Raw genomic sequence first — 12,596 nt, 5'->3', positions numbered from 1 at the left:
TTAAGGTTACATTTATGTAACCTTAAAGTAATCTGATAGTTTATAAAAACATATGCTAAACTTTGTACCCTTTCCTTCCTTAGATTCAACATATATATCATGACTTAGTTTATGAGCCATCTTTTTAGATAAATATAAACCCATGCCTGTAGATTTTGCGAGGCTTCTTCCATTTTCGCCTGTAAAACCTCTGTCAAATATTCTATTTATGTCTTTCGTTTTTATTCCCACACCACTATCTTTAACATAAAGCACAATAACCTTATCTTCCTCTTTAGCATAAATATTTATTTTTCCATTCTTAGGGACATATTTGCAGCCATTATTAATAAGCTGATCAATAATATATGAAAGCCATTTTTCATCTGATATAACAGTATAGTTTATGTTTCCAAGTTCTAAACTTATATTTTTTGATATGAAAAGGGTAGCATTTCTTTTTACAACTTCTTTAACTAGCCGCTGAATATTAATTTCATTGATTTGTAAATCTTCCGAATAGCTAGAGGCGCGACTTGTATATAGCACCTGATTGATAAGAAATTTTATCCTGTTAAATTCAAGTATAAGCTGTTCTGATACATCTATTTCTTCTATTTTATCAGAAAGGAGCTCGCATACACAAACAGGTATTTTTATTTCATGAACCCACTTTGTTATATAATCATCCATTTCCTCAAGAGCTGACTTTACTTCTTGAAGCTTCCCATCCATTTCAGCATTTTTAAGATTAATTATGTCTTTCATAATCTGAACTTCAAAATAGTAACTATTACTAGGCAGGCTTGCATCTATATTATCTTCTTTATTTATAGCTTCGCAAAGTCCCTTATAACTATGATGCCACCTTTTATAATCAATAAATGCAAAGATTAATGATATAAAAAGCAGTAAAAAATCCATGTAGGCTATATCAGTAAACTGTGAATTAATAGGCTTGCTACACAATAGGACTATATTTATAGTAAACGAAATGCAGATGAAATATAATATCTTTAAGGTAGAATTTTTTATATATGCCACCATCATATTCATAGTAGCATGTACCCATATCCTTTTTTAGTAACGATATAATCCTTAAGGCCTATGTCGCAAAGTTTAGTGCGAAGCCTGTTAATATTTACTGTGAGAGTATTATCATTAATAAAATTATCATCATCCCAAAGTGCTCTCATTATCTTCTCCCTAGATATGGTCTTTCCCCTGTTTTTCATAAGCAGTAGCATTACTTTAAACTCATTTTTTGTAAGTTCCATTTTATCTTCTTTATATAAAAGAGTATTTTCCATTAAGTTTAGGATTACTCCATCACATTCTATTAAATCAGAAGGTTGCTCACCATAAGAATAGGCTCTTCTAAGTAGTGCATTTATTTTAGCAATTAAAATATCCATAGAAAAGGGCTTGGTTATATAATCATCACCCCCAGTATTCATGGCCATAATAATATCCATATTTGTATCCCTGGAAGAAACAAATACGATAGGCACCTTTGATATTTCGCGAATTTTATTACAAAAGTAAAACCCATCAAAATAAGGTAGGTTTACATCCATAATAATCAAATGAGGCTCCTTGGCAGCAAACTCTGCAGTTATGTTTTCAAAGTTATCCACAGCCACCGCATCAAAACCCCATTTTATCAACATTCCATTCATATTGGTGCACAGTGCTTTGTCATCCTCAACTATCATTATCTTATACATTTTTTACACCCCTAAAATAAGGTGAAACTTTAATATGCAGTTTCGCCTAATATTATGTTATATAAAATTGAGATTACTCAGTCCAATCTTGTCCTGTTTAGTATAATTGTAACATTTATTTATACAATAAATCTATATATATAAAGTTCAATGTATTCTAGAGGTTCATGGCAAAAGTCAAGTGTCTCTCATATTTAAAATTATAGTAGTCTGGGGTATAACAGGAAATGAGTTAATTTATAGTGAGATACGTATTAGGCAGTTGCTTTTAAGGAGTCCTTTTTGTTAAGACAAAGCCCGCACTTCAAAGTTCCCACATTTTTTATGAATTTCTTCATGTATCAAAGCTTTGATATGAGGATGTTTCATGCATAGAATCTCTTGCCTGGTTTTGTAGGGGGTCTGGGTTGTGAATTTCACAACCATTCTGTACGGAGTGGGTTAATCAAGTAATGGGTAACCCACTCCACCATTGACACAGAAAAATGTAGCTAAGTGTCGAAATATTTAAGTTACATATTTGTAATATGTAGTCTATAATGTAATATGTAGTTTATACTGGTAATATGTAGTTTATCATAAAACTATAAGATTATAAGGGGGTTTTTATTTTGTCATCGAAAAAAATAGTTTCTTTAGTTATTGCTTCATCATTATTATTCTCAGCTTTTGCACTTCCTGTACAAGCCAAGAGTGATGAATCACTAATTAAACCACCAGTATTTTTAACAGGACAATTATCAAAACAATTATCAAAGGACATGGAAGGTGTACATCAATTCTTTAGAGAAAACAACTATGGAATTGAAGATTCTATGAACGAATTAGCAGAATTAAAATCAAGTGAGGACAGCTTGGGGCTTACACACATTAAAACTCAACAAATGGTAAAGGATATTCCGGTATTTGGTAATGAATATATCATTCATTTTAACCAAAACGGAGAAGTATATTGTATGAATGGTAAATATGATGCTAACGCAAAAAATGCTAAAATCAATAAAGAGCGTTTTATAGGTGAAAACATAGCTATTGAAATTGCAAGATCAAAAGTTATATTTGATGATTATTGTTCAGCTGTAAATTCAAAACTTTACTTACGAAATATAAATGATGAGTATGTTCCAATTTATGTAGTTTCATTAAGTTTCGTATTTCCAGAACGAGGATATTGGCACTTTTATATAAATGCTGAAGATGGAACTATAATAAAACAAATACAACATAAATGCTGAAGATAGAACTATAATAAAACAAATATGACATAAATGATCTAATAGCAAATAATAATTTTTGATTTTATGTTTGCTCTCATTAGCCATAATGCTAGGATTAGTTGATATAGTCCAAGATTATGAAGGCAGATTATATTTTTGTAATACGTAGTTTATTATCGTAATATATAGTTTGAAATAAAATTTGAAATGCACCCTGTCAATTAGACAGTAGAGATAATAAAAATTGACTTAAGCGGCTAAAGTCCTATACTCCATGGGGCTAAGGCCGTTTAATCTTTTTTGCAATCTCTTGGTATTGTAGAAGATGATATATTCATCAACACTCTTACCAAAGTAATTAGAAATTTTAAAAGCCGATTTTAAAGAAGGATTAAATATTCCTTTCTCAATTTCAACAATTGTACCCCTATTATTTAAATTGTTATGAATTAAGTATATAATGACAAATGTAACAGTGAAATTTAGGTATATTTGTAATTAACTCAAACTGGTCAGTTAGAGAATTAAAGAGGTGGCTTACGATGGAAGATATTAAAATTTTAATAGTTGAGGATGATGAGGCTATAAGTAATATGATAAAAAGAGCTTTGACTAAGGAAGGCTATGTTGTTTCCTGTGCATTTGGTGGACAAGAGGCGCTTAGTGTTTGGGAAAGAGAAAATTTCAAATTATTTATTTTAGATATTATGCTCCCAGAAATTGATGGAATAGAGGTAATGAGAAGAATACGAATGAAAAGTATGGTACCTATACTTATGGTATCTGCAAAAGCTGAAGAGAATGATAAAATCATAGGTCTCGGGCTTGGTGCAGATGATTATTTAGTAAAGCCTTTTGCAATAGCAGAGCTTATTGCAAGAGTAAAGGCTCTGCTTAGAAGATATATGTATTATAGTTCAAGCAATGATATTACGGGGAATACCATAGAGTATGGAGAAATAAAATTTGATTTAGATAATTATACAGCTATAAAAAAAGACAAAACGATTACTCTTAGGGCGAAGGAATATGAGCTATTAAAGTTATTTTTTAAGAATCCAAATAAAGTGTTTACAAAGGCTCAAATATTTAGCTCTGTTTGGGGAGAAGAATATATGGGGGATGATAATACTGTGATGGTTCATATCAGGAGACTAAGAAGCAAAATTGAAGACAACCCTGACAAGCCACAATATATAGAGACTGTCTGGGGAATAGGATACAGGCTGGGGAGTTTAAAATGATATATATATTTGTGAGCATAACTATTATTTTAGCATTAGTTATAGTATTTCAAAATATAAAAATACATAGTATTTCCGTAAATATAAAGGAGGTTACGAAGGGGAATTTTAATGAAAGGATTAGAATTTATGACTATAACACTACAGTTAAAGATTTAATCATTAATTTGAATAGGCTTATAGATGAATTCCAAAAAATAGTTTCATTGAACAAAGAATATGAAGAGGACAGAAAAAAGATGATATCGAATATATCCCATGATTTTAGGACGCCACTCACAACAATGCTAGGATACATTGAAATGTTGAGGGATGATAATAGCCTAAGTGGTGAAGAACGCAGGGAATATTTAGAGGTAATAAGTACAAAGGGAGAAATCTTAAGGGTGTTAATTGAAGAATTTTTTAGTTTATCAAAGTTTGATGCTAGTGATGTTGTGCTAACTTTTAAAAGAGTAAATATCACTGAAATTATAAGACAGTGTGTATTATCCTTTTTAAAGGATTTCGAAATTAATGGTATTGAATTAGCAATAGATATTCCAAGTGTGGATATATTTATAAATTGTGATGAAGGGGCTATTTATAGAGTGTTGCGAAATCTAATAGCTAATGCTCTAAGATATGGAGCCGAGGGAAAAGTAATTGGGGTGGGCTTAGAGAAAAAAACGGATGGTGTAGTTTTGGAAATATGGGATAGGGGTATAGGAATACCACAGGAGGAAATACCCTATATTTTTAAACGCTTATATTCAGTGGATAAATCAAGAAATAATAGACAAAAGGGCAGCGGTCTGGGATTAACTATAGTAAAAAAATTAGTAGAAAAGCATGGCGGTGTCATTGAAGTTAGTAGTAAGCCCTATGAAAAAACAGCTTTTAAGATAACACTAAGGAATATTCCGTAAGACTTCCTTGTGAAATGTCGTTAAAAAGTTAAGAAACCTGTAAGAAGTGTGTAAATGGGAGTTAAGGATTATGGTTTATTATTAAAGCATAGTCCTTTTAATATGTAATGAGGTGATTTTGTGGAATATGCAATAAGAACGCATAATTTAACTAAGAAATATAAGGGCATGCCCGTAGTAGATAGTTTAAATATTAATATAGAAAAGGGGGAGATATATGGATTTTTAGGACAGAATGGTGCAGGAAAAACTACCACTTTAAGAATGATTATGGGACTTATAAGAATTTCAGCAGGAGAGGTTGAACTGTTTGGACAGAATAATTATTCTAAAGGAGTTTATAAAAAGATAGGTTCATTAATAGAGTATCCTGGATTCTATCCAAATTTAACTGCAGGGGAAAATTTAGAGATACATAGAAGAATGGCGGGTATACAAAATATAGAGTATATAAAAGAAGCCTTGGAAATAGTGGGACTAAATTCTGATGAAATTAAGAATAAAAAAGTTAAGAATTACTCTCTAGGTATGAAGCAAAGACTGGGTATCTCAAGAGCAATACTACATAAGCCGGAACTACTTATTTTAGATGAACCAACTAATGGGTTAGATCCCCTTGGTATAAAGGATATTAGAAAAATACTGTTAGAACTAAGAAATAAAAAGGGCATAACTATTCTTATATCAAGCCATATTTTAAGTGAGATTGAACATCTAGCAACAAAAATAGGAGTTATCCATAGGGGGAAACTACTTGAAGAAATAGACTATAGGGAGCTTCAGAGAAGAAGCAGAAAATATCTTAGAGTAAAAGTAAGTGATGATAAAAAAGCTTGCTTCTTACTTGAAAACAAACTTAATATTAAGGACTTTGATGTAGTAGAAAAAAATGTGTTAAGAATATATGAAAATCTTGATAAGGGGCCACAAATATCTAAACTATTCATTAACAATGATTTGGAATTGCATGAACTGCAGCTTAGTGTGGACAACCTAGAAGATTATTTTGTAAGCCTAACAGGGGGAAAGGTTAATGTTTAATCTTATTTATTGTGAATTTTTAAAGTTAAAGAAATCATATTTATTTTTAGCCTTAGCTATAATAATTTTACTTCCACCAATATTATTATATATAAAATGGCATGCTGAGTATAAGTTAATAATCTGGGATATGTATCTTTTTCAAGAAGAAATATCTACAACAGCATTGATTAATCTACCTATGTATGCATTTATTTCTTCATATATTTACACAAGAGAATTCTCTTATAATACTGCCCAAACATTATTTTCATACTCTATTAGCAGGACAAAAATATTTATATCAAAGTTCTTAGCAATATTAATAATGACAGGGTGTATTATAATCTTGCAGCTTTTAGTTAGTGTTTTGGCAGGATTACTAGTTCCTCATGAGCCACTTACTAGGGGAATAGTCCTAGGTCATTTAAAAATGAATCTTTACATTTTACTTGCCCAATATGCTATTTTGCCAATTGCTATTTTTATAGCGCAAGTAGGCAGAAATATAATTCTGCCAATGGTTTATGGGGGGATTATAACTGCATTTAATATGTATGTATCCATGCTTAAGGTAGGGATTATAGAGTACATTCCATTTACGTATCCAATACAAATACTGACCAATTCTTTCAAAACTAATATTTATAGGCAAGATATAATGATAATAAATAATTCGGTTCCATTATCAAATGCATGCATAGTGATTGTAGTTTTAACCTTTGTAATTGGAATTGTAATGTGTATTACATATTATTTAAAGACTGATATTACTTAGCTCAATAGAATTATGAATAGACAAAAAGGGAGAGGTATAAAGCATGTTTATTGAAGTCTCTAATTTAGAAATGCAGTATCACAAGGGCACAAAAGCCCTTGATAATATATCTTTATCCATTGGTGAAGGAGTTTTTGGACTTTTGGGTGAAAATGGTGCAGGAAAAACCACTTTAATGCGAATTCTTGTAACGTTAATGAATCAAACTAGTGGTACAGTTAATATAGATGGTACAATTATTAATTCAAAAAACGCCTCAAAAACAAGATGTAACATTGGTTATTTACCTCAAGAACTTGGACTTCATCCAAACTTAACAGTTCGTGAAACCTTAGATTACTTTGGAATATTATCATTAATGAGTCTTTCAGATAGGAAGAAACAGATTGCCATACTACTAGAAGAAACGAATCTAGAAGAACATGCTAATAAGAAAATAAGGCAGCTATCAGGCGGAATGAAGCGTAGGGTAGGCTTAGCCCAAGCAATGCTAAATAATCCTAATCTAATAGTAGTAGATGAACCGACTACTGGTCTTGATCCAGAAGAGCGGATTAGAATTCGAATGCTTATAAGCAAGATTTCTAAAGGGCGTACTATAATTTTATCGACTCATGTAGTAGAAGACGTTGCAAGTATTTGTAATGAGCTAGCCATCATGGAAAAAGGTGAAATAATATTTACTGGATCAGTTCCTGAATTAATTAATATTGCAAACAATCATGTGTTTACAAAAAATGTTCAGGACGAAGCTGAACTAATCCAATTTAGCAAACAACATATTATTACAAATAGTGTTTACACCAGGAAAGGTATATGTGTTCGTTTTATAAGTGATTTTAAAGTAGAAGATTCGGTAACTGAAAATCCTAACATAGAAGATGCTTATATTTATGTAAGAAATACACTACAAAAGAAGGTGAGTAAATGAGAGCCTGGTTAGAAATTGTTGGTTTTGAAATAAAAATCCAAGCTAAGAGTAAATTTTTTTGGATATTAACTTGTATGCTACTAGTGTTATCTATTAGTGCTAGTATTAAATATTTTAATCATTATAAGCTTAAGACACCAGCAGATTTAACTAGTATATTAAGCTCCAGTACAGCAGGTGACGTTTCAATACCTGTTTCAGGTAAAGAGCGAAATACCTATTTTATAAAACAAATTTCTAATGGATTTATAATTAATAACAAGCAGGATTCAGATAAAATTATTGAATGGCTATCATTAAAAATTTATTCTCGAGAAACATGGACAAGGGATAGTCTTAGAGAGGTTCAGAGGCAGATGCATCAGAAATTCCCATCTGTTAAAGAATACAGTCAAGATATGCTTTACAATACTTATACAATGAGTGCGGATAAACTGGACGCAACATATTCTGAATTTATGAGTTATTTACATAAAACAAATCAAACATTTTCTACTTCTTTTGCACGGCAATATGCCCAAGATACTGCTATGTATGTATCAATTATCTTTATACTCTTTTTTGCATTTCTTTTCCAAAAGGAACTGCAACCATCTTTACATGAACTGTTACTTTCAAAGCCAATATCAAAGTTAACCTATATTACTGCAAGATTTACAGGTGCATTTTCAATGTGCTTATTTGCAATAGCATTTAATACTATGATTTTTAGTATAGGGGAGATAATATTTTGTTCTAAGTGGGGAATGCCCTTATATCTAGGTGCATTATGGACAAATATATTATTCTATACCGTTCCAACTGTTTTATTCTATGCAAGTCTTATGGTTTTAATTTCTCTTATATTCCGAAATGGATTTGCTGCAATACCCCTTTTTTTTATAACTTTATTATCTTCTATGATGACAACAACATTACCGAATGGTACTTGCGTACAATGGATGTGGCTTGCCCCAATTATATCATACGATAAATTTTATCAGTTAGTTCCACATAGTCAAATGCAAGCCTATATTATCAATCGTATTGGGCTTTGTATTTTAGGTGTGATTTTCCTTTTAGCATCTTGTCATATTTGGGCTAGAACTAGCGAGGCTAGAAAACGAAGTAGAAAGTTCAATTTTTCTCATGTTAGTTCAACAAAGTATTTAAATCCTCCCAAAAACATTGGAGCTTTTGCGTTTGTAAAATATAATGCAAAAATAGCTGCCTCACCAATTCAATTATCCATTGCATTTATATTACTACTTTCTACTATAAGTATAATGCTTACTGCCAACAAGGGGGTAACAGAGATAGGAATGTCAATGTTAGGAACTGTAGCATGGGCATCAGTAATTATATTTGCAAATATTTACAGCATAGAATATTCACATAAAACTATGGATAATTTTTATTTAACTAATAGAAATAAATTGGGAATCATGGCTAGAAGAATAGTTATCAACTTATGTTTTATATTCGTAATGGTTAATGTTATATTTTTTATTGATTTATTTTTGGTTAATAAACCAGATAATAATATTATTATGGGTACGGTTATTTTAACGAGCTATTTTAAGACAATTATTACTTGTATGTCATGTTCACTTTTTTTCGGGGTGTGTTCCATGACAATTTCTAATTTTTTCTGTACTGGTATAGGAGGAATAGTTGGAGGCTTTTTAATCAATGCAATTTTTCTTTCCGTCGCCTTTACTAGTAGATATTCCATATTTAATATTTATATTTCAAAGTTACCTTATACAAATATTAATCAAGATCCTGCACTATGGTGGAAAAGCGCAATTGTTTTTGCAGGGATATCATTTTTAATTTTTATCCTAAATAAGTGGCTAATATATTGTTTAAGTAAACTATCTCCCTTAAGCAATTATTAGTGTGATAGCTAAACAACTAAACTTTCCAACTTGAAAGGTTGCATTAATATAATCATCTTAATAAATAACACCCTACTATCATAATTGTTTAATAGAAATTAAAGTCTATTATAAAAAATATTGACATGTACCTTACTGTCAGGTTTAAAATTGAATTTAGTCGCTTGTAAAATTCGAAAATAAAAACTGTGGATAATTTTTAGAATTTAGAGTAAAAATGTGCAAAAAAAGACGCGACAAAAAACCTTTTGTTAAAAAGGTATGCGCAGCATGTGGAAAGGTACTTAAATGTGGATATGTTAGTTATGAAGCTATTTTAAGAAGATTATTTATACTTCTAATATATTCTGGTTTATTTATAGCGTAAGCTAATATAACATTTATTAGTTTAGAAATAGCCGTTAGGAACAGGTCAGCGCGCATAGTTGCGATATTTAAAGTTCTTGGTGATTCAATGCATGGGTTAGATTTTAAAGATGCGAGAGTTCGTTCAATACATGCACGATTATGGTATTCATCGTCCCATTCATTAGAGTTTCTTTGAACACCAGGGTAAAGTCTAAAGTCTTTATCCGGGTAAACATAAGTCATACGACCACTTTTTTTATCAGTACAAGGATTTTCACAAGTATGATAGCACTTACCTTTTTTATCCCTACGGGACTTTGGACAGGTGAATTTGAATCTTAAGCTTCTATTTTTACCTTTACAAGGACCTTCAGCTTTAAAAGGTGTTTTGTCTAAAGGGCATAGAGGGACACCTTCTAGATCATATTCGAGATCACCTATTTTGCTGTTACTTTGATTACGAGGGTTTAAAGGTATAAATACTTTTTCAAAGCCACACTGCTGAAGAAACCCAAAGTTCTCATAACTATCAAATTCTGAATCACCTAAAAAGTGTTTAAATTTGAAATTAGATGTATTCATTAATGATTCTAAGAATGGCTTAATTACTGACTTTAAAGAGGCATTATCATAACAATATTTTTGTTCTTCAGGAGTTTCAAATTCTTTATCAATGGGTTTATAAAAATCTTTATCAAAAAAATTAAGATTTAAAGGAATGCCCCAGCCATTAGTAACTAAGCCAAATTTGTAAAAATAGCCGAAATGTCCGTTTACAAAGTCTAACTTAATACTGTGGTTTGCATGAGCAAATTTAGGCATGCTCTTATATGCGACAGCATAAGGATTGAGTTGTTTATTATTTGTAGCTCTGGCATAAGATTTAATTCTGTTTATTTCGGAAACAAGGGTTTTGGGATTGTTTTCTTTTACTCTTGGTTTTAAGCCAGAAGTATCATATATTAGTTGATAATTACGGTTTTTATCAGGTGAATCATCAGGAAGAGACTCATTGATATTATCGCAAATATCAATAACTTGCGGAACCATGGAATTAAATAAATCAGCAAGATCACCTTCAAAATCCGTTTTAAATCTACTGAAAAAAGATTCATCAGGAATACCATCATAGAAGCAACAAAACTCTCTTATTTCAGTAGAAAATATAAGAAAAAGATTTAGCAAAACAGTAGTAGGAATGTGAAATATCTGCATTATTATTAGGGCAGATAACACTGATGAAAGATTATATTTCCTATCTCTGCCTAAATCGGCATAGTATTTTTGGGTGAAGGATTCTGGAATAAAGGATTGTATATCAAAATTATCGGCAAGTAGTTTGATAAAACCTACCGGTTGTTTTTTTCTAAAGTCTTTAAGTTCGGTTAACTGATCAAAAATATTAAGTTGTTCAAGTTTATTAATACAAAACATGCTATTCTCCTCCTCTGTGGATAATATTTTGTGTGGTTATATTTATTTTCTCACAGTGGAGGAAAATATAAAAGCCTACCGGCTAAAAAGGTAGGCTAATCAATGATTGTGTAATTTCACAATCGACTATTAAAATTGAATTACAAGGGAGGGTTGCTGTATGAATATAAAAGCCGCTGCTGAAAAAACGGGATTAACTAAAAGGGCAATAAAATATTATGAAAGTGAAGGCTTAATTACACCTTTAAAAAATATTGAAAATAATTATAGAGAGTACACTTGTCAAGATGTTATAAAGCTTAATTTGATAGGGGCGCTTAGAGCAGTGGATATTTCCATTGCGCAAATCAAAACTGTGACTTCTGGTAACAAAAGTATTCCTGAAGTTATGAGACAAGCTCTTTCTAGAATAGATAGTGATATTGACGATTTAGAAAAAAGTAGATTAATTATTTTAAACATTATCGAGAAAAATTTAACTGATTATGATACTGCGGGAGAACATATAAAGCTGCTTCGCGAAACCTTAGAATTGTCCATAGGGGAAAAGAAAGAATATATTTCAAATGCTCTGCGCAGAATATTTCCGGGAATATATGGGGAAAGTTTAATTATGAACTTTGAACCATTTTTAAATATTGTTATTGATAATGAGGAAAAAAGAAGAGTGTGGTTAAAACTCGTGGAGGTATTGGATGAAATAAATGAAAGCGAAGAGTTTTTTTTAGATAATATCTATTTAAATAAATTTATAAATGAAGTCATTTCAGAAGAAGATAAGAGAAGACATTTGTCTGGCATTGAAAAAATAATAAATTATGATAAACTATACATTAAAGAGTATATAAAAAGGATTGTAGATGGGTACCTATTGTTAAAAGAAGATGAAAAAGAAAAGGAAGAAATAAATGAATTCGGTTCATTTTCCAAAGATTATTCTAAAATTTTTGGACACTTACACAAAAAAATTAGTGAATATTTGATTATTCTTAATGAAGATTATAAAAAATATATGGAAAACATGACAAAAATAACTGTTGACTTAAATAAAAAGATGGAAGAAGAAACAGGTATGAATGTAAATGAGTTTTTTGAAAGATATATTATTGAAAGATAAATATAAGATGCTT

The 12,596-nt window shown here is 30.6% G+C and carries 12 protein-coding genes; 8 read left to right on the top strand and 4 right to left on the bottom strand.

The genetic code is table 11. The annotated features are described in order from the left end of the window. Positions 1–12 precede the first annotated feature (12 nt). Both G9F71_RS23830 and G9F71_RS23825 read right to left on the bottom strand, forming a co-directional pair. Entirely contained in the window at positions 13–1,035 is a 1,023-nt protein-coding gene (locus G9F71_RS23830) for a sensor histidine kinase (protein WP_164949380.1), read from the bottom strand. Continuing rightward, positions 1,032–1,706, bottom strand: a complete 675-nt coding sequence (locus tag G9F71_RS23825) for a response regulator transcription factor (RefSeq protein WP_164949381.1) — start codon at positions 1,704–1,706, stop codon at positions 1,032–1,034. The genes G9F71_RS23830 and G9F71_RS23825 overlap by 4 nt, the downstream gene beginning before the upstream one ends. A 611-nt stretch (positions 1,707–2,317) precedes the next feature. Here G9F71_RS23825 and G9F71_RS23820 point away from each other — a divergent pair. After that, positions 2,318–2,941 carry a PepSY domain-containing protein gene (locus G9F71_RS23820; protein ID WP_124998556.1) on the top strand — a complete coding sequence of 208 codons (624 nt, stop codon included), beginning with the start codon at positions 2,318–2,320 and terminating at the stop codon, positions 2,939–2,941. 231 nt (positions 2,942–3,172) lie between these two features. On the opposite strand, the gene G9F71_RS23815 is transcribed toward G9F71_RS23820, so the two are convergent. After that, on the bottom strand, positions 3,173–3,343 hold the full coding sequence (locus G9F71_RS23815; RefSeq protein ID WP_224626756.1) for an IS3 family transposase: 171 nt from the start codon (positions 3,341–3,343) through the stop codon (positions 3,173–3,175). Between the two features lie 122 nt (positions 3,344–3,465). Here G9F71_RS23815 and G9F71_RS23810 point away from each other — a divergent pair, with 122 nt between their 5' ends. The 6 genes from G9F71_RS23810 to G9F71_RS23785 all read left to right on the top strand — a co-directional run bounded on the left by G9F71_RS23810 (position 3,466) and on the right by G9F71_RS23785 (position 9,684). Continuing rightward, positions 3,466–4,167 (top strand): response regulator transcription factor, encoded by a 702-nt coding sequence (locus G9F71_RS23810; protein ID WP_164949382.1) that lies wholly within the window; start codon positions 3,466–3,468, stop codon positions 4,165–4,167. Continuing rightward, positions 4,164–5,075 (top strand): sensor histidine kinase, encoded by a 912-nt coding sequence (locus tag G9F71_RS23805; RefSeq protein ID WP_164949383.1) that lies wholly within the window; start codon positions 4,164–4,166, stop codon positions 5,073–5,075. Before G9F71_RS23810 ends, G9F71_RS23805 begins: the two co-directional genes overlap by 4 nt. Before the next feature lie 120 nt (positions 5,076–5,195). Then, positions 5,196–6,116 carry an ABC transporter ATP-binding protein gene (locus G9F71_RS23800; protein ID WP_164949384.1) on the top strand — a complete coding sequence of 307 codons (921 nt, stop codon included), beginning with the start codon at positions 5,196–5,198 and terminating at the stop codon, positions 6,114–6,116. Further along, positions 6,109–6,873 (top strand): ABC transporter permease, encoded by a 765-nt coding sequence (locus tag G9F71_RS23795; RefSeq protein ID WP_164949385.1) that lies wholly within the window; start codon positions 6,109–6,111, stop codon positions 6,871–6,873. The genes G9F71_RS23800 and G9F71_RS23795 overlap by 8 nt, the downstream gene beginning before the upstream one ends. Positions 6,874–6,916: 43 nt before the next feature. After that, a complete protein-coding gene (locus tag G9F71_RS23790) occupies positions 6,917–7,804 on the top strand; it encodes an ABC transporter ATP-binding protein (protein ID WP_164949386.1) in 888 nt (295 codons plus the stop codon). Continuing rightward, positions 7,801–9,684, top strand: a complete 1,884-nt coding sequence (locus G9F71_RS23785; RefSeq protein ID WP_164949387.1) for an ABC transporter permease — start codon at positions 7,801–7,803, stop codon at positions 9,682–9,684. The genes G9F71_RS23790 and G9F71_RS23785 overlap by 4 nt, the downstream gene beginning before the upstream one ends. A gap of 303 nt (positions 9,685–9,987) precedes the next feature. Here the strand turns inward: G9F71_RS23785 and G9F71_RS23780 are convergent, their stop codons facing one another. Beyond that, on the bottom strand, positions 9,988–11,466 hold the full coding sequence (locus G9F71_RS23780) for a transposase (protein ID WP_164949388.1): 1,479 nt from the start codon (positions 11,464–11,466) through the stop codon (positions 9,988–9,990). Between the two features lie 160 nt (positions 11,467–11,626). Between G9F71_RS23780 and G9F71_RS23775 the strand changes: the two genes are divergently transcribed. Beyond that, positions 11,627–12,583, top strand: coding sequence for a MerR family transcriptional regulator (locus G9F71_RS23775; protein ID WP_164949389.1), 957 nt, complete (start codon positions 11,627–11,629; stop codon positions 12,581–12,583). The last annotated feature ends 13 nt before the right edge of the window (positions 12,584–12,596 follow it).

The organism is Clostridium sp. FP2, from assembly GCF_011065955.2.
Classification (GTDB): Bacteria; Bacillota; Clostridia; order Clostridiales; family Clostridiaceae; genus Clostridium_AD; species Clostridium_AD tagluense.
Note: the sequence above shows the minus strand (reverse complement) of the source record. Positions and strands in the feature narration are given on the sequence as shown.

What these genes read in the sequence shown, in the direction of transcription:
- G9F71_RS23830 (WP_164949380.1), bottom strand. Translation starts at nt 1,035, where the DNA reads ATGAATATGATGGTGGCATATATAAAAAATTCTACCTTAAAGATATTA.
- G9F71_RS23825 (WP_164949381.1), bottom strand. Translation starts at nt 1,706, where the DNA reads ATGTATAAGATAATGATAGTTGAGGATGACAAAGCACTGTGCACCAAT.
- G9F71_RS23810 (WP_164949382.1), top strand. Translation starts at nt 3,466, where the DNA reads ATGGAAGATATTAAAATTTTAATAGTTGAGGATGATGAGGCTATAAGT.
- G9F71_RS23805 (WP_164949383.1), top strand. Translation starts at nt 4,164, where the DNA reads ATGATATATATATTTGTGAGCATAACTATTATTTTAGCATTAGTTATA.
- G9F71_RS23795 (WP_164949385.1), top strand. Translation starts at nt 6,109, where the DNA reads ATGTTTAATCTTATTTATTGTGAATTTTTAAAGTTAAAGAAATCATAT.
- G9F71_RS23790 (WP_164949386.1), top strand. Translation starts at nt 6,917, where the DNA reads ATGTTTATTGAAGTCTCTAATTTAGAAATGCAGTATCACAAGGGCACA.
- G9F71_RS23785 (WP_164949387.1), top strand. Translation starts at nt 7,801, where the DNA reads ATGAGAGCCTGGTTAGAAATTGTTGGTTTTGAAATAAAAATCCAAGCT.
- G9F71_RS23780 (WP_164949388.1), bottom strand. Translation starts at nt 11,466, where the DNA reads ATGTTTTGTATTAATAAACTTGAACAACTTAATATTTTTGATCAGTTA.
- G9F71_RS23775 (WP_164949389.1), top strand. Translation starts at nt 11,627, where the DNA reads ATGAATATAAAAGCCGCTGCTGAAAAAACGGGATTAACTAAAAGGGCA.